Below are 18,407 nucleotides of genomic sequence, written 5' to 3'. Positions count from 1 at the left end.
TAGGGTCAAGAGACAGGCGGTTCCAGACAGATCGCCCGCCAGAGATCGTTTTTCCATTTGTCCGGTGCTGAGGCATCCCTCTCTGGGACAACCCTGTATTCCTTGCCTCCAACGAATATCTTTCCGGGATCTTCTCGGCATTTCACCAGTGCTTTGTGCAAGCCATTGTCATGATAGACCAGCCCAGTAGCGTCGGTTTCTATAAGGTTGATCGTGACACCGTAGTCGTATTCCTGTTGCGACAACGCGGAACTTGAAGTCACCGCCATTGTAACAGTCGTCTGGTCGCTGAATGTTTGTGTATGAAACGTGATGGGTTCTGCATACGCAACATTCGCTCCGAGTAGCGATGCCGCAAGCATGCACTTCGATAAGTTGCGCATGACCGAACTCCTCCCAATTTTCCTCCAGCGATATTGTAGCAGATTTTGAAGTTTGGCCGAACGGAAACCTGACCCGCGCCCCGAAATGATGAAACCCGTCGTATCGCCGACTTTCATCGATAACAGGCTCCCCTGTCGCGCCTGCGCAGCGCGTTAAGACATTTGGATGAACCGCTGGACCTCGTGATCAGTTACGAGCTGGAATGGTTGGAAACCGGGGTAGCTCGCACGGCGATGGTGGTCTGCGGACGGTTGGCTGACCGCCACACCCTTGTTGCTTGGCGGGAAACAGTGGCTCCGGAAAACTGGAGTGCTATAAAATATAGTTAATCAGGATCAACGTGATGGCCCATTCCATGCGCCTTATTGTCGTTGTTGCATTCAGCCGTGCCGACAACGGTGAACTCGTGCCCGCCTACAACCCGATGCAATTAAATTCCGAGGAAGATGCCGTCAGTATGGCCCGCTATTTGGCGCGTCAACACGCTGGCGTCCTGGCATGGACCTTCGAGGAGCAATCTGGCACGGGTGAATATGGGCCGCCAACCGTCTTGTTTCAGTCAAGTGAAGTGCCAACTTTTATCGGTAACTGACGGCACTACCAAGGTAGCTGTTCCTGCATGGCATTGCGGGCGAGAATGCAGAAAATCGCAGGGAACCGCTTCTACGATATCCTACTGACTTCATTGATTGACTTCCATCTCCCCGGGCGGCACATCACATCACAACTTCAGCAGTCTTGGAGGACTCAAATGGCAGCTCAGCACGTCAAGGAAATCGATGCGGCGATAAAGGAGTTGATATTTTCGCGTCGCCAAGAAATCCTGCAGATTGCACAAAACGGTGCAAACCCGGGACCGCTCAAGAACCTGGTGGACATCCAGACGGCTATCGACGCTCTCTACCGAGCACGCGAACAGGAAGGAGCACATTCCTGACTAAGCGGACGCAGTTGGTCAGACGGCTATGAAATTGGACCACACCCGGCCCTCACTTGTGCTCGATGGCGATCAAGCGCCCACGTACGGAAACAACACCGATCAACGTAATCATCGCAAATGCTGCCCCCGTCAGGAACGTGCTCTGCGCGCCCAGCAGTTCCCATACGGCACCTGCGATGATGCTTGCGGCAAGAAGCGCCAGTCCGGTGAGTAGATTGAACATGCCAAAAGCAGTTCCGCGGAGTTCCTCGGGTGCGGCGTCGGCAATCAGTGTGGCAAGTAAGCCTTGTGTACACCCCATATGCAGCCCCCACAGAGCCACACCCACGCCGACCCAAACAATGTCAGTCGCAAATACCAGAACCACATCGGCAACCAGCAGAAGCACCAGACCGACGGCGAGGAGTGGAATCCGGTCGATACGGTCCGACAGGATACCCATCGGAAACGCCGACACCGAATAGGCAATGTTCATGATTACCAGAACGACAGGAACCAGCATCAGGGGCAGACCGATTGACTGTGCCCGAAGCACCAGAAATGCCTCACTGAATCTTGCCAAGGTGAACACGACTGCGATGGCGACGACCCACCAATAGGTTGTGCCCAGCCGCCTCAGTTCACTGCGATGCAATGGCATGGCAACGCGGCGCAGATTTCTTGGGCGCTCCGGTTCGCGGACAGCTACGACAAGTACCCCGACCGACAAAAATGCCGGAATGACGGCAATCCAGAAAACCGCTTGGAATTGGTCCGCCGTCATCCACATCAGGCCGATGGCTAAAACCGGTCCGAGGAAAGCCCCAACCGTATCGAGCGACTGCCTGAGGCCAAAACTGGCTCCGCGCAAATGAACAGGGCTGATGTCGGCAACAAGCGCGTCTCTGGGCGCTCCCCGAATGCCTTTGCCGATACGGTCAATGAACCGGGCCGCAATCAGCCATTCAACCGAGGCAGCGAGCGGAAAGATCGGCTTGGTTAATGCCGCCAAACCATAGCCGATGATGGCCAGGAGCTTGCGCTTGCCAAGCCAGTCACTCAGTGCACCCGAAAAGACCTTGGTGACCGAGGCGGTCGCTTCGGCAATGCCTTCGATAATGCCGACGGTCAGCGCCGACGTGCCGAGCACCGTCACCATGTACACGGGCAACAGTGCGTGAACCATTTCCGAAGAGATATCCATCAGCAGGGAAACGAACCCCAGCGCCCACACGCCCGTTGGAAGATTGCGCCAAGTCGCCTGTGGCGTTGCAATACTGTCTGTCATCGGATGCTGCCGATCTTCCAGTTTCATTTGTTTTCATCGTGGGCATCGAAGACGCGCTGTGCGTAGCTTTCCAGCAACGCCTCGCAGCCCCGAAGCCTTTCGGCAGCCTCGTCAGCCAATGTGGCTCCGTAAAAATCAAGCTTTCGGATCTTTTCCAGCCAGCCCTGGAGCTTCTTCAGGTCGGTATCTTCTTCCTCGAGCTCTGCGTAGGTAAATTTGTTGATCGCGATCTCCTTGGCGATCTCGGCCTCAAAATCGGCGCATCGGCCAAGAAATTCACGATACTGCTCGTCCCGGTCGTCCTTGAAGCGGGCTACGACCTTGTCTTCCTGACTGCGATCCAATGCGACAGTCTCCAAAATCACGGCCTCGCCGCCCATCTCGGCAATATCGTTCCCGAGCATCTTGAGCCGTCGAACATGGTCGTCGGCCTTGGGCAGCAGGCAAACGCCGTTCTGCAGATATATCGCCCCCATACCCTTTAGCCGACGCCACAGCGCGACCCGTTTGGAGGCCGGATCAGGTGGAACCTTATAGGTGAGCAGCAGCCAAGTGATTTTAACCATCGCTACTTCATAATGTAACGGTCGTAACAAATCAATTGGACGAAATGATGTAGATCAATTGCACACCGCGGGTGCCTAGCGGGACTCGCCTGATGTCCGGTGCGCCCGGGCAAGGATGGGATGAGTGACGGCTTTCGCGAGCAGGCGAATACCACGAAGTCGATCTAGCCAGGATTGAAGTTCAAGCCGCCTTCGGCTCGACTTCGACCGTCACGTGAGAGAGATCATGGATATGGGCAAGTTTGGCGCGATAGGATGAAGGGGCTTTCGGATTGTCGCTGACCAGCGAAACGATCGCGCCATGGTGTCCAGGACCAAGCTGCCAGACATGCAGATCGGTGATCACATCGCCCTCTTCCTCGATGGCGACACGGATTTCTTCCGGCAGATCTTCGCTCGAAGGAACATAGTCCAGCAACACGCCGCCTGCATCGCGTATGAGACCCCACGACCATTTTGCGATGACAAGCGCACCGATAATGCCCATCGCCGGATCGAGCCAAAGCCAGCCGTAGACGCTTCCAGCAAGAAGCGCGGCAATGGCGAGGACGGACGTCAAGGCGTCGGCGAGAACATGCAGATAGGCCGCACGCAAATTGTTGTCATGACCGTGACCATGATGATGGTCATCATGGTAGTGTCCGTGGCCGTGGTGTGAATGGTCGTCGCGCAAGAGCCAAGCGCAGATAAGATTGACGGCAAGACCGATCACGGCGACGGAAATGGCCTGGGGAAAGCTGATCGGAATCGGGTTGGCAAGGCGCAGAAAGCTCTCCCATCCGATCAGCAGTGCGATCAGGGCAAGCACGACCGCACTAGCAAAGGCGGCAAGATCGCCGAACTTTCCGGTCCCGAAAGTGAACCTCGGATTGCGGGCGTTCTTGCGCGCATAGAGATAGGCAAACGCCGCAATCAGCATGGCGGCCGCGTGCGTGGACATGTGCCAGCCGTCAGCGACCAGCGCCATCGAGCCGAACACCGTTCCCGCCGCGATCTCCGCCACCATCATCGTTGCGGTCAAGGCAATGACGAGCCACGTGCGGCGTTCGTTGCGCTCATGATTGTCACCGAGAAAAACATGGTCGTGAGCACCTGCCTCCGGATGCACTGTGTGGTCATGGGTCATTTGAGATACTTCCTCACAACATCGATGAGTTCTGCTGCACCCTGGGCGCGCTCCGCATCGGCTTCCTTGTCGGGATCCACGACATGCATGCGGATATGATCCTCGATGAGTTCGCCCATTAGGCCATTCACAGCGCCGCGCACCGAAGCGACAAGGTTCAGGATGTCGCCACAGGGCGCTTCGGCTTCCAGAGCCCGCTCCACGGCCTCCATCTGCCCCTTGAGGCGACGGATGCGTCCGAGCAGCTTGGCTTTTTCCTTGGTTGTATGTGACATAGCATAACCCCCTACCCTATATTTTATGAATTTGCAAGTAACGTGACATCCTGTCTGGAGGTATTTCAAGCCGGGTGGATTCTGATTCAAGGCGGCATGACGAGGCACGACATGTTCAAGCGACGCCCTTGAAAGCTCTGTGGGACCGGCCGTCGGACCGCTATGGGTAGATGGCCACATTCTGTTACGATGGAACCATGGAACTATAGGTTGCGACTCCGGCGGAGAAAGAGCAGCAGCGCGAAACCTCTTTTTCGCTCCGTGTAAAAATCAGTTTAGTGAGATCGCTACAGATGTGCCTCTATATGTCGAGCTAAAGATGAGGGCTGCTGCGGTGACCGCCTTGATGGGAATTGAACCATCGATCTGAAACGATATGCGGAGATGATTCAGCGGCATAACTGCAGCTTAGGGAATGGCCATCTCAGACGCGTTACATTCCTAGCGGTTAACTCTAAATTTAACTGCGCTTGTATGTTCAATCGGCGGACCCTAAGCAGGTTCGCTGGCCCAATCTTCATGTCCATGGCCTATTCGGATCACGAAAATGGTTCCATTCTCTTCGATACGGTAGACAATCAGATGGGCTTTGAACGGATGGATCCTAACCGGCGGCGAAATCTCTTCTCGCTCACGAGCCATTCGGGGATTCGCGGCGATCAGTTCAAGTACCGCGAACAAGTCGTCATGGTACCGCCTAGCCTGTAGAGATCCGAACATCCGGATACCTTGCTCGGTGATGACAATGATGTCCTCTTCCGCTTCGACAGAAAGGCTAAAACGCATTATCTGCTGCCGCGCGCCGTTTCCGTGCGCGCGGCAGCCGCGGCGAAGAGTTCGTCCTTCGATCGGCCGCCAACACCACTTTTGAGACCGTCATCGACGAAGCGTTGCATGGCAGCAATCTTATCACTACGCGTTTGGTCCCTTCGAATCAGGTCGCGCACATAGTCACTAGCATTGGAATATCGCCCGGTCCTTGCTTGGGCTTCGACCCAATCTTTCATTGGGTCCGGTAGAGACACGTTCATAGTAGCCATACAAGCCTCCATTTGCGCCCAGATTAACTGAGTTTGGCAAAGTTTGTCAAACTGATCTACTTGGACCCAAACCTGCAGACGGGCAGAGTTCATTCTGACACCCATTACGCCCCACCGCGAGCCACCATTATTAAAACGGTGAGCTAGGTGGTAGGCCTTGAGCGGTATCGAACCCACCTCCCAACAGGTAAATCTTGACCATCCTTGCTCAGGATTCGGCATTTGTTCATTACAAAACCTGTCAGGAAACCTTCGTTTGAAAATGCCGATAATAACGGATTTTTAGTCGAATCCGATTGGCGCCAAAAAATCTACAATCGCCGAGCTGCTGCAAGAAACGTCTAGCTTATTATGTTTGAAAGTCGCGGCCAACAGCGGTCGTTTGTCTGGTTTATCGCGGAAGAACCGTATTTGGGAGACATCGCCCAAAAGAGTCAGTTACGGAGAGCATCTGGTTTGGCACGGAAACGCAATTCCCAATTTTGACTCTCGAAATCGCCCATCTTTGCCGTTTTAGGTTCAATGGCTGCGGCGATGGCCGGGTCAAGACCCAAGGCGAACAATACAGTCTCCAAAGTACCTTTAGGCTCTTGAGAAAGTGCCTCGTAGGTGAGACGTACGGGCTCAATCCGATTATCCACGAACCAATCGGTCCAAGCTTGGTCCTGTACCGTCAGTTCTTCAACATATTTCCCGATGCAGTCACGATCATATACGGCGTCCCGGGCAGGGCCGGTTCGCTCCCGTTCGGACCCATCGGAGCCTACGTGCCATAGCCCGGTCTGCATGGCTTTGACTCGCGAAATGGCCTGGGACACTTTGTCGGTGCGTGATAGATGGATGAACAGCATTGGTCCAAATGCCCTTTCGAAGCGAGCATGATCATCTTTCAGTCCCGGAAAGAGGGCGTCGAGCCGCCTCGACAATTCATCGACACTTTCCCACATCAGGCGAAGGCCGAATACGTCGGTCCCACCCCTACCGGCTTTCATCACGGCATTGATATAGCTACAATCAAAATCGGCCGGAGGCGCATCTTCCGTGATCGGAACGTTCAAGCGGTGGCTCCATCGCGGTATCGACTGGCTTCGAAAGTACGAAGCGGGTCGACCAGCCAATCCTGTGCTCTCCAAGAGATCGCACAAGAGCGTGCTACCGCTTCTTGGTGTCCCGCATATGACGTATGATTTAGGTGCCAGCATACCACGATCCCGTATCCGATACGTGGAAACGGGCCTATCGGCGCTTGATGAAGGTTCTATGACATCGCGAACAAATGTTGGCTTTGGGCCACAACCAAAACGTTATAATCGCCTTGGGCGTAATCCAACCGCAGAGCCACTTATGGTTTCTGAAATGCGGTTCCGTACGAGCCATTATGCGATTTTGACCAGCTATGGATGGAGTTCTCATGAAGAAGGCTGTCGTTAGGGTTGTCTGTGCCATCGGCCAAGCGGGGCAGCTCGGCCTCAAAGGCGGCCTTCCATGGGAAGGCGACCGGTCGCCGGAGTTCGTCGCTGACGTTGCACGGTTTTTCGACGTCACGAGAGGACACGTCTTGCTCGCCGGCCCCAAGACGATCGCGAGCGTTCCGGATTTTGCTCGGGTGGATCGGGAACTTGTCGTCGTTCGCTCCAGCATGGATCCCGAGGACACGCTCAGGCGCTTTGCTGGCCGTGTCGTCTTCATCGGCGGCGGCCCACCGGTCTGGGACGCCTACGCACGCTTCGTCAGCCACTGGGATGTCACGCGGCTGCCCTATAACGGTCCGGCGGACCGCTGGTTTGATGCAAGATGGCTTACGGGGGGTGGCGAAGTTGCCAGAAATCACCGCGACCAATGAAGGCCGGCTCGTATCGATCTGGGATTATTTCCTATTTCTCTATGAAACGAGCAACCGACGGCGTGTCACCAGCATCAGAGCTCTTCCGGAAAACAAGCAATGCCAGATGGGACATGGATGGATGATATCTCAAGCTAGCGAATGACGCACCCGCAGGAGCGCTCCCTCCGCGAGTGGAAGGTAGCGGATCAGGCAGTTTCCGGAGCCTTCGCGCGCGCCAAGTCACTTAAGAACTGGTCCATCAGCGGCCTGTCGCCGAACCGGCGATAAGCGCGCTCTGCTTCCAACGAGAAAGTCGGATGGGCCTCTATCAGGTTCGCTATGGTCAGCTGCGCTGCCTCTATGTCACCGCGAGCGCTCTGCAAAACCGCCTGTATCAGCAGGCAGTTGGTGTCCCGGGGTGCCCTCACAAGACACTCCGAGATGACAGTGTCGGCCTCTTCGCGCCGTTCGGCGGCGTAAAGGGCCTGACCATGCACGTAGGCATAGTACTCCGGAGCCATGGGGTGGAGCCGGCGTGCCCGCTCGGCATTAACGACGGCGTCATCATATTCACCGAACCGGACCTGGGCCTTCGCGAGCGCCATCATGCTGTCCGGGTCGTTGGGGTTGAGTTCTACCGCGCGTTTTGCGGCCTGCAACCCACCTGAGTAGTCGCCCTGCACCGCGAGTCCGAAGCTGATCACCTGATAGCCGAGAGCGAGATTAGGATCGAGGCGCACGGCCTGGCGCGCTTCACTGAGACCGGTATCCAGTCCGCCAGTTTGGCCGTCCGGCCGCTGCGCGACTTCAGCGATATAGGTCAGGGCCAGACCCGCCCGAGCGGCGGCATAGGCCGGGTCCATTTCCAGTGCGCGCTGATAAAGGGCGCGCGCCTCCAAAAGGCCTTTGGCATCGTTAGCGCCATGCCGGTAACGATTACGGGCCTGCAGCACAAGATCATAGGCCTGCAGATTGTCTGTCGGGCGCTGCGCGGCGGCGGCCGCTTCACTCCTCCCGATATACGGCGCGAGCTGCGCGACGATTTCCGTTGTCAGTTCGCTTTGGACCGTAAAGACGTCCGCAACCTGCCTGTCAAAGCTGCGCGACCACAGATGCGCGCCGGTCTTGACGTCAATCAGCTGTGCCGAGACGCGAAGCCTGTCACCCTCGCGCCGGGCACTGCCTTCGACCACGTAGGAAACGCCCAGCCTTTGCCCCAGCTTGCGCACATCACTATCCTGCCCGCGCACGGCGTAGGTTGAGTCGCGCGCGATAACCTGAAGTTCTGAGTTCCGGGCGAGCGCCGTGGTCACATCCTCCGTCAAACCGTCTGCAAAGTATGACTGTTCCTGTCCCCCGCCGCTCATCGTGGTAAACGGCATGACCGCAACCGACGGTCTCGGGTCCTCGCGAGTCTGGTTAGGGAACAGGGCAGCCGGAATACGGCTGACCATTGCCGCCAGCGGCAGGGGCGCGATCTGGGTGCCGATGAGAATGAGGGCTGTGGCGGCGACGCCGTAAGACCAGCGGGCGGCGGTGCCGCGCAGAACGTGTGGCAGCCTCCGCCAGGCTGACCACGGCGAATCCATGCGCCGCACGCGGTACACGTTGAGGAGCTCGGGAATGTTCTTTGCACGCCTGCGGCCCACACGAGCGAAAATACCGGCGCGGTTGCGGTCAGCGGCCATTACAACAGCATCGCTGACGAAGATCTGGCCGGGTTCGGTCATGGCCTCAAGACGGGCGGCAACGTTGACGCCATCGCCATACACATCGCCATTGTCTTCGATAACGTCGCCGAGATTGATACCGATGCGCAGCTTGAACGGCCCCTTGTCGAAACCCTGCTGGATGGCTAGGGCCGCATCAACGGCCTCGTTGACGCTCGGAAATATCGCGAGAAAGCCGTCGCCGGTTGTTTTGAAAGTGCGGCCGCCGTGCCGCACGACTGTGGGGCCGATGAGATCGTCGAACACCGTGCGCAGGTCCGCGTAAGTGGACGCCTCGTTTTCAGCCATCAGCCGGCTGTAGCCGACAACGTCAGCGGCCATGATTGCGGCAAGTTTGCGTTCCATCATCGATCTCCCAAAGGGGGGGGCCAGGCACGGGGTTGGCGTTAGGGACATTTAATGCGCTGTAGTCATTCATTTTAGACCTGAAAACTGGAATGCCCTTATCAATTCAGCTCATAAATGCGTGAATATTGAGACCCGTCATGCACTCACCCGGTCAGCCTTTAATTCTGCTTCGTCGCGGCGAGCTGACGGTTAGTCAGGACGTACAGAAATCGAGCACTCCTCACAAACTGTAGGGTCTAGGAGATGACTAGTCGCGAAGAAATGATCTCGTCTTACGAGGTTCTGATAAATTTACACCACGGAAGTATCTTGGCCGACTCGCGGTATCAGGACCTGCGGTAGATAAAGAATACGTCGATTTGGAGCGGGTCGAGATGGAGCGAGAGTGGAAGGAACCGTGGGGTAACGAATAGGCCGTAGACCCATGCCGTCTTTTGAACGGAGCAGACGGTGGATGGGCAAAGTGGGAGAGCAGCGGCCCCGTTATTGCATTTGCCAAGGCCGACATTGAAATCACCCAAGAACCGGCAAAACTCGCAGGCATCAAAATATTCGTTTCCGATTACACGGGAGCGGAAGACGGATACAAGCCATTCAACAAACATATCGAGGAAATGTTTTATAGCTTGGGTGACGGAACGTACGGACCAAAGCTAGATATTCTATCCGGCGACCTACGGCACTTGCACATCATCACCCAGAAGACGATCCTGGCAATTGGCGATCTGCTGCGAGGATAGCAAAGCCAATTGCGGCAGTATTTAACATACCAACTGTGCATATCCGTGTATCTGCGGAGTAGTGTCCACTGTGAATCAGTGCATTCTGCTATGGTAGGTTGCAGGAGACGATATGTCAGAAAACGATTCGAATGCCGCGCAAGAATTATTGAAATCACCGCTCGCACTAGCGGAAATATTTCAAAACATAAATTCAATGCTTCAGTTTGCCGAGTCAAAAAACGGCGCTCTTGCAGTACTAAACTTCACGATCATAGTTGGTATTGGTGCGGCGTGGAACGTGGGCATCTTCGACAACTTCTGGGTAAAGATTTACGTCGAAGTGCTCGTCGCCTTTCTTTCCGTCTCTGGAATATTGGCCTTCTCGACATTCTATCCTAGGACTTCGCTTCATCGCGAATCTGGCGAATGGTACAATCGAGAACCTGCGAGCCTTCTCTTCTTCGGGGATATAGCGGAGGTATAGGTGGATACGCCAGAGAGCTAGCAAAATATGGGCTAGTTGGGGATCCCCCCAATCCCATGGAAAGGTCGCTTATCCAACAGATGATCGTAAATTCCAGAATAGCGGCAAAGAAATTTCGGCTGTTCCGGTATGCCATTTCGATAGCACTGATCGGTTGGCTAACGCCTCCAATTGCTCTCCTGTTCTACTGGTTTTTCATAGATGAGCATCTTTAAGCGGACGATTGCAACGGGGATTTGAATGGTAACGATACCAGAAATACGCGACGAGCTGCTCGAAGAAGTGGCAACCATTTTATCTAACAGTTTTACGATCGACGTGACCAACACCAATAGCGTCCCGCATTCGGGCGACCCGTCAATAACGTTCCCAAACCTAGATGCGCAAACGCAGGGATGCAAACTTATCGAGACGTGTGTGTTGTATATCGATATTCGCAGGTCGACGGAGTTGAATCTCACCCATAAAGCCAAAACGGTCGCAAAACTTTATTCGTCGTTCGTGCGAGCTATGACAAAGTGCGCGCGGCATTACGGAGGGCACGTACGCGGCATTATCGGCGACAGGGTGATGGTCATATTTGACAAAGAGAATGCGTACGCGAACGCAGTCGACACAGCCATTCTGATGAATTCGACGGCTAGGTATGTCATAAACAAGCACTTCAAGAGTGACGAAGTAAAATGTGGTATCGGCATCGATGCAGGAAGAATGTTAGCGACTAAGACCGGATTTCGGCGAAAAGGAGTTGAACAGAACAACTATAGAAATCTTGTTTGGCTAGGTCGCGCCGCGAACGTTGCATCCAAGCTAACTGATTTGGCCAACAAATCAGGAGAGGTCTTTAACTACGCTATCGTTAGCGCAGCTTACGACTATGGATCGGGCTGGACCTGGCAGGAAGAAGACCACACCGATTTCTTGTTGAATTTGGAGGTGCAGCATTCAGGCGGTCGCCCTTGGATATCTCACCGAAACCAATATTGGAAAAGCTTCATTCGAACGACAAAGCCAGTAACCATCCGCGCGACCACCCCAGAAATACTGATGACTAATGACGTTTATGAAGGTTTCAAAGCCAGTCGACCGGATTCCTTATCGATCAAAAACGGGTGGTTCAAAAAAATCAATGTGAAAGTTCCAGGCTATGAAGGGGAAGTATACGGGGGTGACGTTTTTTATACCGCATTCCAAGAGGCGTAGCCTGTGGCAAAGAGCTGACCAACAAGCCGATTAGTCGTGGTGCGAGGCCTTAATGGTCGCCTCGCCGCTGTTCCGATCAGGCGTCAGGATGGGGCGAGACATGTGGCTCTCGCTCGCCCCGAATCTGTGGTGGTTTCATTTGGCGAACACGACAGGACTTGAACCTGTAACCCAGGGTGTAGAAAACCCTTGCGCTAACTGCTTGATCGTTTTGGTAGCGGCCTCGCACGTGCTCATTCATGCACCGGACGCCAGACGATTCGCTTCTTGTTGACGCGGTCACGGTCATCTTCAAAGGGAATTGCCTCGCAATCGACGACATCACATTCCCTGCACCGAAATTTCAGGCTTCTGAATGTACGACCGTGGCCGTTGACGGTGGCAAGATCGCTGGCAACAAAGAAACCAGTCTTCTCGCATTTGCGGCACATCACCTGTACCAACATGCCTTGGCGCGCCGCCTGCCCCAGAGTCTTCATGGTTCTTGTCATGGGAACAAAATGAGAACATATTCCCATTTCGTCAAGGTCGAAGATGCGGCCGTTAGCCCGCTTGCGATGAATGGAAGATCAATTATCATCAGCTTCCATGTAATCCTGCGAGCGCTCCCGCCGTACACAATGTTGAACCCATCACACAGAAGGCCTGAACAGTTGCATACGTCCACAATCCACGAGTTCGGCTTGTCGCGGTTAAAGATCGCGTTGATTATTCTCGGGCTGGTAGTCGTGACATTCTCTAGCGGCAGAATTGTCTTTGGCTATAGCGAGCTCGTCTACCGACCCGAATGGGGATATTTCATTTCAACAGTCTGTATGCCGATTGGGGTATGCGGCATCGGTTTGATGTTATGCTCGTTAATAACAGCACCAAAAAACCTTGTGACGATCAATGCTCAAGGCATTAAGGATATGCGGGTATCGCCGGACGTTATTCCGTGGACAAGAATTCAGAGCATCGAAACTCGAAAGATCGATCGTGCGTGGCAAATACTGCTTCGCGTTAATAATGCCAGCCAGCTAGCATTCTCTCCAACTTACAAGGGCTTTCGCGGCGACTTCGATCCAGAATCGGACACTAGGACGATTAACATTTCACCAGCGATGTTGAACGTAAATCGCCTGGTACTGGAAGATATTCTGAGAGTGTATCAGCGCGCGCTTGGTCTTGGTTAACGCGCACGGGTATTGCAGCCGAGCACAAAATAGACAGCGAGAACTGAATGGATATCTTCTTTGATTTCTTGACCGAAAAACTACTTGGCGTGGCAAAACGCGGTTATCTCGCAAAAATCCTTACCTGGACCGGTATTGGTCTATTGATGGCCATTTCCTTGCTATATTCATACGACCGCCTAGTCGAATTCGTTAACTTTTATTTTGGAACAGATCTCTGACAAGCAGTACCTAACCGATCTGACTTGTATTTCTTCGAAGCTGAGATACATATTGCCTCTAGTGAACGCGCTATAGGGGATAACCTACTTGCTCTTCATATTTCTTCTGTTTCTGGCCGTCTTCCTGCATTCGATCTGGAAGGCTTACCAGGACTTTGCATTCTATCGAAACAACGACTGGGACTATTCAGTCGATAGCGGCGTCGAAATCTATCACGGGGATTCCACCGACAAAGAAGCCAGAATGGGCAACCGAGACCGGCTTATCTATGGCCATGCATTCATGCTGGTGGTGAGTGGAATCTCCTGTTTGGTGTCTTGGCTTTTATGGGATTCAGGAACAACTGGAACGGCGCCCTAATCCGAAGGGACTAGTGTCGGAACATGCGCGTTCTGCTACCGTTTCGTGACGATGGAAGACTACAAGCCGTTCAAAATCGTATCAGTTCTGCGCAATGGCAAGGCCGTAGGTATTACTTCCGCCTATGTCGGACGTCATCGATGATGGCGAGCAATCCTTAATAAGATAGCGTGGGGAGCGGCAGGAACGCTCCCCACGGGATACGCCGTTATTCGGCGAGTTCGCGCATGACCTTGATCAGGTCGGACTTGCCTTCGAAGCCGATACCCGGCAGTTCCGGCATCGTGATGTGGCCGTCGATGACCTTCACGCCGTCCGGGAAGCCGCCGTATGGCTGAAAGAGATCCGGATAGCTCTCGTTGCCGCCGAGGCCGAGGCCCGCCGCGATGTTAAGCGACATCTGGTGACCGCCATGCGGGATGCAGCGGGACGGTGACCAACCGAACTGGCGAAGGACGTCAAGCGTGCGCAGGTACTCGACAAGACCGTAGGACAAGGCGCAGTCGAACTGCAGGAAGTCGCGGTCGGCGCGCATGCCGCCGTAGCGAAGCAGGTTGCGGGCATCCTGGTGGGAGAAGAGGTTCTCCCCGGTTGCCATCGGGCCATCGTAGAATTCGGAGATCGCGGCCTGCAGCGCGTAGTCGAGCGGATCGCCGATTTCCTCGTACCAGAAGAGCGGATAGTCGCGCAGCATCTTGGCGTAGGCGATGCCGGTCTCCAGATCGAATCGGCCGTTCGCATCGACCGCCAGTTTCGCCTGCGAGCCAATTTCCTCCAGGACGGATTCGATCCGGCCGCGGTCTTCCTCGATCGAGGCGCCGCCGATCTTCATCTTGACGACGTTGTAGCCGCGGTCGAGATAGCCGCGCATCTCGTTGCGGAGCGCACTGTTGTCCTTGCCGGGGTAGTAGTAGCCGCCGGCCGCATAGACGAAGACCTTGGGATTGGCTTCCCGGCCCTTCATTTCGGCGAGCAGGCGGAAGAGCGGCTTACCCTCAATCTTGGCAACCGCATCCCAGATCGCCATGTCGATGGTGCCGACGGCGACCGAGCGCTCGCCGTGACCGCCGGGCTTCTCGTTCATCATCATGGTCGACCAGATCTTGTGCGGATCGAGGTTGGTGCCAGCGTCGTTGATCAGGCTTTCGGGATCCGCCTGCAGGATGCGATCCTTGAACCGCTCGCGGATCAGGCCGCCCTGGCCATATCGGCCGTTCGAGTTGAAGCCGTAGCCGACGACGCGGCGGCCGTCCCTGACGACATCGGTCACGACGGCAACGAGACTGGCCGTCATCTTCGAGAAGTCTATATAGGCGTTGCGGATGGGCGACGCGATAGGCTTGGTAACTTCGCAGACGTCTACGATACGCATTTTGATCTCCGGTTTCTAAGCATTTGGATGTCTGACTACCCCCGCAGTGATCGGACAAACCGATCGTAGCCTTAGTAGTAGAACGACGTCGAACATTCCAATGCCGGAATGATTTGTATTGGTGCCGAATTGGCATTGCCGAAGTATATTGTGTGTGATGGAAATCTCACCATTAGACTTGAATAACTGGGCTGTATGGGTCGATCCGTCTCCACACGTCGATATGCTCGCAATGCCATGTTGGCTTCAATGCACGCCGCAGCGCCCTTCGCGATGCCGCAGCGGAGCTTTCAGCGGAGGGTTTCCGCAACAGCCTTTCCGCATGTGACAGTATCCGCTTGTCCACCCAAGTCGCGTGTTCGAAGCCTTTCATCAGCGAGAACTGTCTCGATGCCGGCCATCACCGCAGCGCTGGCTTCACGCTCGCCGAGGTGATCCAGCATCATTGCCGCCGACCATATTTGCCCAATAGGATTTGCAATCTCCTGCCCTGCGATGTCCGGGGCCGTTCCGTGAACGGGCTCGAAAAGCGAAGGAAATTTCCGCTCCGGGTTGATATTTCCCGAAGGCGCGATGCCGATCGTACCCGTGCAGGCCGGCCCCAGATCCGAAAGGATGTCGCCGAACAGGTTCGATGCCACGACCACGTCGAAGCGGTCGGGGTTCAGTACGAAATGGGCGCAGAGTATATCGATGTGATATTTGTCCCAGGTGATATCCGGATAGGACTTTGCCATTTCCTCCACCCGCTCGTCCCAATACGGCATCGAGATGGAGATGCCATTTGACTTGGTCGCGGAGGTGAGCCGTCTGCGAGGGCGGGTCTGGGCGAGATCAAAGGCAAATTTCAGGATTCGATCGACGCCAATCCGCGTCATCACCGTTTCCTGGAGAACCGTTTCCCGCTCGGTTCCCGGGAAGATGCGTCCGCCGATCGACGAATATTCACCTTCGGTGTTCTCACGGACGACATAGAAGTCGATGTCGCCTGGGCCACGCCCGGCCAGAGGCGACGTAACGCCGGGCATCAGCCGCACAGGCCGAAGACTGACATACTGGTCGAATTCACGCCGGAACTGGATCAGGGAACCCCAGAGGGAAATATGATCCGGGACGAGGTCCGGCCAGCCGACCGCTCCGAAGAAAATGGCGTCGTGACCACCGATCTGCGACTTCCAGTCCTCCGGCATCATCTGCCCGTGCTTCACGTAATAATCGCAGGATGCGAAGTCGAAGCTGTCGATCCGGAGCTCGAAGCCGAACTTTTTCGATGCCGCTTCGAGGACCCTGATGCCTTCGGGAACGACCTCCTTCCCGATCCCGTCTCCGGCGATGGAGGCGATCTTGTGTACGCGGTTGGTTCTGTTTTCCAAGGCTATGCTCCAATTCGATCAGTCTTCCTCGACAAAGACCTCGTTGCGACGTCTCGCGATGTTGGGGACAAAGGCGACGACCAGCACCATGAGGGCGACCGCCAGAAGCCCTACGCTGATGGGCCCGTGACGAAGACGGAGATGTCGCCGTGCGAAATCGTCATCGCCCTGCGCAGATGCTCTTCCAGCAGGGGGCCGAGGACGAAGCCCAGCAGCATGGGCGCAGGCTCGAAATCCAGTTTCGACAAAGCGTAGCCGAACACGCCGAACGCTGCCATCACGTAAAGATCGAACGTGTTGGAATTCACGCTGTAGACGCCGATGGAGGCGAAGGCGAGGATCGCGGGGAAAAGCACCGTGTAGGGAACCGTCAGAAGCTTCACCCACAGGCCGATCAAAGGCAGGTTGAGGACGACGAGAAGCAGGTTGCCGATCCACATCGAGGCGATGAGTCCCCAAAACAGGACGGGTTGTTCGGTCGCGACCTGAGGGCCGGGAACGATGCCCTGAATGATCATGGCGCCGAACATGAGCGCCATGACGGGATTGGCGGGCACGCCGAGGGTTAGCATCGGGATGAACGACGTCTGAGCCCCGGCATTGTTCGCGGCCTCCGGTCCCGCAACGCCCTCGATCGCGCCATTGCCGAAGCGCTCCGGCGTCTTGGAGATCTTCTTTTCCAGCGCATAGGATGCGAAGGACGCCAGGATCGCGCCTCCACCCGGGAGAACGCCGAGGGCGGAGCCGAGCAACGTGCCCCGGAATGCCGGCCCGATCATGGCCTTCAGATCCGCGCGGCTCGGCCAGAGACCCGCCACGCGTTTCACGACGGCGGTTCGCTCCATCGTCGTTTCCAGGTTTCGCAGGATTTCGGCGATCCCGAAGAGACCGACGGCAACGGCGACGAAATTCAGACCGTCCGCCAGTTCCGGCCGGCCGAGCGTGAAACGCATCGCCCCGGTATTGATGTCCGTTCCCACAAGCCCGAAGACGAGCCCCATCGAGACCATGGCGATCGTCTTCGGCACCGATCCGCGCGCAAGAACGATGGAGGCGGCAAGCCCGAGCACCATCAGGCCGAAATATTCGGGCGAGCCGAATTTCAAGGCGATCGATGTCAGGGGCGGTGCAAGCGCGGCCACGACCACGGTCGCGATCGTCCCGGCGAAGAAGGAACTCAACGCCGCGGCGGCAAGCGCCGGCCCTGCCCTCCCCTGCCGGGCCATCTGGTATCCGTCCAGAGCCGTCACGGCAGACGAGGACTCGCCCGGCAGATTGATGAGGATCGCCGTCGTCGAGCCGCCGTACTGCGCACCGTAGTAGATGCCGGCAAGCATGATCAGGGATGTCTCGGGCGAAAGCGACAGCGTAATCGGCAGAAGCATGGCGATCGTCGCCGTCGGGCCGATCCCCGGGAGAACGCCGACCAGCGTTCCGAGCAGCGTGCCCACGAAGCAGAAGAGAATGTTGTAGGGCGTGAGGGCGGCGCTCAGGCCGAGCGCGAGATTACCGATGAGGTCCATCATGGCCTAAACTCTCAACCAAGGGCCGATAAGACGGACGGGGAGTCCGAGCCCATAGTAGAATACGCCCAGACAGAACACAGTGATGCCCAAAGTGATTGCAAGAACGATGTGCGGTCTTTGCCCTGTCACCGCGGATGCAGCAGACAACGTGGTGAGCGCCACCGCCGGGACGAACCCCAAGCCACGGACCGTAAGGCCGAAAAGGATAGGGGCGATGATGATAAACCCCAGAGCCCGCCAGGGGGCGATCTGCAGGCGAAACCTTTCGGTCTCCGTGAGGGCCTTCATGCCGATGGCGACCCCGATCACCGTTATGACGGTCGACAGTATCAGGGGGAAATAGCCCGGCCCCATTCTGAACGCCGATCCGACGTCCATTGTAAATATGGACGCAAGGCCGAACCCGATCCCGACAGCCAGCAGCGTGCCGGAGGCGGCGATGTTTTTAGTATCCATGAAAGACCTCCGT

21 protein-coding genes, 1 tRNA gene and 1 pseudogene are annotated in these 18,407 nt (G+C 55.9%); 9 read left to right on the top strand and 14 right to left on the bottom strand.

The window, feature by feature from the left end; all coding sequences use genetic code 11:
- Positions 1–5: 5 nt before the first annotated feature.
- Positions 6–500 (bottom strand): hypothetical protein, encoded by a 495-nt coding sequence (locus BLM14_RS22770; RefSeq protein WP_100002113.1) that lies wholly within the window; start codon positions 498–500, stop codon positions 6–8.
- Positions 501–727: 227 nt separating this feature from the next.
- On the opposite strand from BLM14_RS22770, the gene BLM14_RS22765 reads away from it, so the two are divergent.
- Both BLM14_RS22765 and BLM14_RS22760 read left to right on the top strand, forming a co-directional pair.
- The gene (locus BLM14_RS22765) at positions 728–976 is read left to right on the top strand and encodes a hypothetical protein (RefSeq protein WP_100002112.1); all 249 of its coding nucleotides are present in this window, start codon (positions 728–730) and stop codon (positions 974–976) included.
- A gap of 159 nt (positions 977–1,135) precedes the next feature.
- Positions 1,136–1,321 carry a hypothetical protein gene (locus BLM14_RS22760; protein ID WP_100002111.1) on the top strand — a complete coding sequence of 62 codons (186 nt, stop codon included), beginning with the start codon at positions 1,136–1,138 and terminating at the stop codon, positions 1,319–1,321.
- Between the two features lie 52 nt (positions 1,322–1,373).
- On the opposite strand, the gene BLM14_RS22755 is transcribed toward BLM14_RS22760, so the two are convergent.
- From BLM14_RS22755 to BLM14_RS22725, 7 genes are all read right to left on the bottom strand, one after another.
- On the bottom strand, positions 1,374–2,591 hold the full coding sequence (locus tag BLM14_RS22755) for an MFS transporter (protein WP_100002209.1): 1,218 nt from the start codon (positions 2,589–2,591) through the stop codon (positions 1,374–1,376).
- 23 nt (positions 2,592–2,614) lie between these two features.
- Entirely contained in the window at positions 2,615–3,157 is a 543-nt protein-coding gene (locus tag BLM14_RS22750) for a Chromate resistance protein ChrB (protein ID WP_100002110.1), read from the bottom strand.
- A 181-nt stretch (positions 3,158–3,338) separates the two neighbouring features.
- On the bottom strand, positions 3,339–4,283 hold the full coding sequence (gene dmeF, locus BLM14_RS22745; RefSeq protein WP_100002109.1) for a CDF family Co(II)/Ni(II) efflux transporter DmeF: 945 nt from the start codon (positions 4,281–4,283) through the stop codon (positions 3,339–3,341).
- Entirely contained in the window at positions 4,280–4,558 is a 279-nt protein-coding gene (locus tag BLM14_RS22740; RefSeq protein ID WP_100002108.1) for a metal/formaldehyde-sensitive transcriptional repressor, read from the bottom strand. Before BLM14_RS22740 ends, dmeF begins: the two co-directional genes overlap by 4 nt.
- Before the next feature lie 492 nt (positions 4,559–5,050).
- A complete protein-coding gene (locus BLM14_RS22735; protein WP_100002107.1) occupies positions 5,051–5,344 on the bottom strand; it encodes a type II toxin-antitoxin system RelE/ParE family toxin in 294 nt (97 codons plus the stop codon).
- Positions 5,344–5,598 (bottom strand): type II toxin-antitoxin system ParD family antitoxin, encoded by a 255-nt coding sequence (locus BLM14_RS22730; RefSeq protein WP_100002208.1) that lies wholly within the window; start codon positions 5,596–5,598, stop codon positions 5,344–5,346. Before BLM14_RS22730 ends, BLM14_RS22735 begins: the two co-directional genes overlap by 1 nt.
- Positions 5,599–6,032: 434 nt before the next feature.
- Positions 6,033–6,800, bottom strand: coding sequence for a Stf0 family sulfotransferase (locus BLM14_RS22725; protein WP_100002106.1), 768 nt, complete (start codon positions 6,798–6,800; stop codon positions 6,033–6,035).
- A 209-nt stretch (positions 6,801–7,009) separates the two neighbouring features.
- Between BLM14_RS22725 and BLM14_RS22720 the strand changes: the two genes are divergently transcribed.
- Positions 7,010–7,441, top strand: a complete 432-nt coding sequence (locus BLM14_RS22720) for a thymidylate synthase family protein (protein WP_100002105.1) — start codon at positions 7,010–7,012, stop codon at positions 7,439–7,441.
- A gap of 188 nt (positions 7,442–7,629) precedes the next feature.
- Here BLM14_RS22720 and BLM14_RS22715 read toward each other — a convergent pair whose 3' ends face one another.
- Positions 7,630–9,498 (bottom strand): adenylate/guanylate cyclase domain-containing protein, encoded by a 1,869-nt coding sequence (locus BLM14_RS22715; protein ID WP_100002104.1) that lies wholly within the window; start codon positions 9,496–9,498, stop codon positions 7,630–7,632.
- A 437-nt stretch (positions 9,499–9,935) separates the two neighbouring features.
- Between BLM14_RS22715 and BLM14_RS22710 the strand changes: the two genes are divergently transcribed.
- The 4 genes from BLM14_RS22710 to BLM14_RS22700 all read left to right on the top strand — a co-directional run bounded on the left by BLM14_RS22710 (position 9,936) and on the right by BLM14_RS22700 (position 11,910).
- Positions 9,936–10,241, top strand: coding sequence for a hypothetical protein (locus BLM14_RS22710; protein ID WP_100002103.1), 306 nt, complete (start codon positions 9,936–9,938; stop codon positions 10,239–10,241).
- Positions 10,242–10,353: 112 nt separating this feature from the next.
- Entirely contained in the window at positions 10,354–10,707 is a 354-nt protein-coding gene (locus BLM14_RS22705) for a Pycsar system effector family protein (RefSeq protein WP_100002102.1), read from the top strand.
- Complete coding sequence (locus tag BLM14_RS32915) at positions 10,650–10,922, top strand: Pycsar system effector family protein (RefSeq protein WP_472459583.1); 273 nt, start codon at positions 10,650–10,652, stop codon at positions 10,920–10,922. Before BLM14_RS22705 ends, BLM14_RS32915 begins: the two co-directional genes overlap by 58 nt.
- Before the next feature lie 25 nt (positions 10,923–10,947).
- On the top strand, positions 10,948–11,910 hold the full coding sequence (locus tag BLM14_RS22700) for an adenylate/guanylate cyclase domain-containing protein (RefSeq protein ID WP_100002101.1): 963 nt from the start codon (positions 10,948–10,950) through the stop codon (positions 11,908–11,910).
- A gap of 140 nt (positions 11,911–12,050) precedes the next feature.
- Here the strand turns inward: BLM14_RS22700 and BLM14_RS31240 are convergent.
- Positions 12,051–12,145: transfer RNA gene (locus tag BLM14_RS31240), tRNA-Arg, on the bottom strand.
- A gap of 4 nt (positions 12,146–12,149) precedes the next feature.
- On the opposite strand from BLM14_RS31240, the gene BLM14_RS22690 reads away from it, so the two are divergent.
- Positions 12,150–13,085, top strand: a complete 936-nt coding sequence (locus BLM14_RS22690; RefSeq protein WP_133123897.1) for a hypothetical protein — start codon at positions 12,150–12,152, stop codon at positions 13,083–13,085.
- A 47-nt stretch (positions 13,086–13,132) separates the two neighbouring features.
- Complete coding sequence (locus tag BLM14_RS31235; RefSeq protein WP_157929583.1) at positions 13,133–13,306, top strand: hypothetical protein; 174 nt, start codon at positions 13,133–13,135, stop codon at positions 13,304–13,306.
- A gap of 569 nt (positions 13,307–13,875) precedes the next feature.
- Here the strand turns inward: BLM14_RS31235 and BLM14_RS22680 are convergent.
- From BLM14_RS22680 to BLM14_RS22665, 4 genes and pseudogenes are all read right to left on the bottom strand, one after another.
- The gene (locus tag BLM14_RS22680; protein WP_100002097.1) at positions 13,876–15,039 is read right to left on the bottom strand and encodes a mandelate racemase/muconate lactonizing enzyme family protein; all 1,164 of its coding nucleotides are present in this window, start codon (positions 15,037–15,039) and stop codon (positions 13,876–13,878) included.
- Between the two features lie 290 nt (positions 15,040–15,329).
- On the bottom strand, positions 15,330–16,412 hold the full coding sequence (locus BLM14_RS22675) for a tartrate dehydrogenase (RefSeq protein WP_100002096.1): 1,083 nt from the start codon (positions 16,410–16,412) through the stop codon (positions 15,330–15,332).
- A gap of 18 nt (positions 16,413–16,430) precedes the next feature.
- A pseudogene (locus tag BLM14_RS22670) lies at positions 16,431–17,935 on the bottom strand (tripartite tricarboxylate transporter permease).
- 6 nt (positions 17,936–17,941) lie between these two features.
- Positions 17,942–18,394 carry a tripartite tricarboxylate transporter TctB family protein gene (locus tag BLM14_RS22665; RefSeq protein WP_100002095.1) on the bottom strand — a complete coding sequence of 151 codons (453 nt, stop codon included), beginning with the start codon at positions 18,392–18,394 and terminating at the stop codon, positions 17,942–17,944.
- Between the last annotated feature and the right edge of the window lie 13 nt (positions 18,395–18,407).

Source organism: Phyllobacterium zundukense, assembly GCF_002764115.1.
In the GTDB taxonomy this organism is placed as follows: Bacteria; Pseudomonadota; Alphaproteobacteria; order Rhizobiales; family Rhizobiaceae; genus Phyllobacterium; species Phyllobacterium zundukense.
The sequence above is the reverse complement of the archived record's forward strand: the minus strand, read 5'-3'. Positions and strand labels throughout refer to the sequence as shown.

What these genes read in the sequence shown, in the direction of transcription:
- BLM14_RS22705 (WP_100002102.1), top strand. Translation starts at nt 10,354, where the DNA reads ATGTCAGAAAACGATTCGAATGCCGCGCAAGAATTATTGAAATCACCG.
- BLM14_RS22730 (WP_100002208.1), bottom strand. Translation starts at nt 5,598, where the DNA reads ATGGCTACTATGAACGTGTCTCTACCGGACCCAATGAAAGATTGGGTC.
- BLM14_RS22765 (WP_100002112.1), top strand. Translation starts at nt 728, where the DNA reads ATGGCCCATTCCATGCGCCTTATTGTCGTTGTTGCATTCAGCCGTGCC.
- BLM14_RS22735 (WP_100002107.1), bottom strand. Translation starts at nt 5,344, where the DNA reads ATGCGTTTTAGCCTTTCTGTCGAAGCGGAAGAGGACATCATTGTCATC.
- BLM14_RS22690 (WP_133123897.1), top strand. Translation starts at nt 12,150, where the DNA reads ATGCACCGGACGCCAGACGATTCGCTTCTTGTTGACGCGGTCACGGTC.
- BLM14_RS22700 (WP_100002101.1), top strand. Translation starts at nt 10,948, where the DNA reads ATGGTAACGATACCAGAAATACGCGACGAGCTGCTCGAAGAAGTGGCA.
- BLM14_RS22740 (WP_100002108.1), bottom strand. Translation starts at nt 4,558, where the DNA reads ATGTCACATACAACCAAGGAAAAAGCCAAGCTGCTCGGACGCATCCGT.
- BLM14_RS22755 (WP_100002209.1), bottom strand. Translation starts at nt 2,591, where the DNA reads ATGACAGACAGTATTGCAACGCCACAGGCGACTTGGCGCAATCTTCCA.
- BLM14_RS22665 (WP_100002095.1), bottom strand. Translation starts at nt 18,394, where the DNA reads ATGGATACTAAAAACATCGCCGCCTCCGGCACGCTGCTGGCTGTCGGG.
- BLM14_RS22770 (WP_100002113.1), bottom strand. Translation starts at nt 500, where the DNA reads ATGAAAGTCGGCGATACGACGGGTTTCATCATTTCGGGGCGCGGGTCA.
- BLM14_RS22750 (WP_100002110.1), bottom strand. Translation starts at nt 3,157, where the DNA reads ATGGTTAAAATCACTTGGCTGCTGCTCACCTATAAGGTTCCACCTGAT.
- BLM14_RS31235 (WP_157929583.1), top strand. Translation starts at nt 13,133, where the DNA reads ATGGATATCTTCTTTGATTTCTTGACCGAAAAACTACTTGGCGTGGCA.
- BLM14_RS22725 (WP_100002106.1), bottom strand. Translation starts at nt 6,800, where the DNA reads ATGCTGGCACCTAAATCATACGTCATATGCGGGACACCAAGAAGCGGT.
- dmeF (WP_100002109.1), bottom strand. Translation starts at nt 4,283, where the DNA reads ATGACCCATGACCACACAGTGCATCCGGAGGCAGGTGCTCACGACCAT.
- BLM14_RS22680 (WP_100002097.1), bottom strand. Translation starts at nt 15,039, where the DNA reads ATGCGTATCGTAGACGTCTGCGAAGTTACCAAGCCTATCGCGTCGCCC.
- BLM14_RS32915 (WP_472459583.1), top strand. Translation starts at nt 10,650, where the DNA reads ATGGTACAATCGAGAACCTGCGAGCCTTCTCTTCTTCGGGGATATAGC.
- BLM14_RS22715 (WP_100002104.1), bottom strand. Translation starts at nt 9,498, where the DNA reads ATGGAACGCAAACTTGCCGCAATCATGGCCGCTGACGTTGTCGGCTAC.
- BLM14_RS22720 (WP_100002105.1), top strand. Translation starts at nt 7,010, where the DNA reads ATGAAGAAGGCTGTCGTTAGGGTTGTCTGTGCCATCGGCCAAGCGGGG.
- BLM14_RS22760 (WP_100002111.1), top strand. Translation starts at nt 1,136, where the DNA reads ATGGCAGCTCAGCACGTCAAGGAAATCGATGCGGCGATAAAGGAGTTG.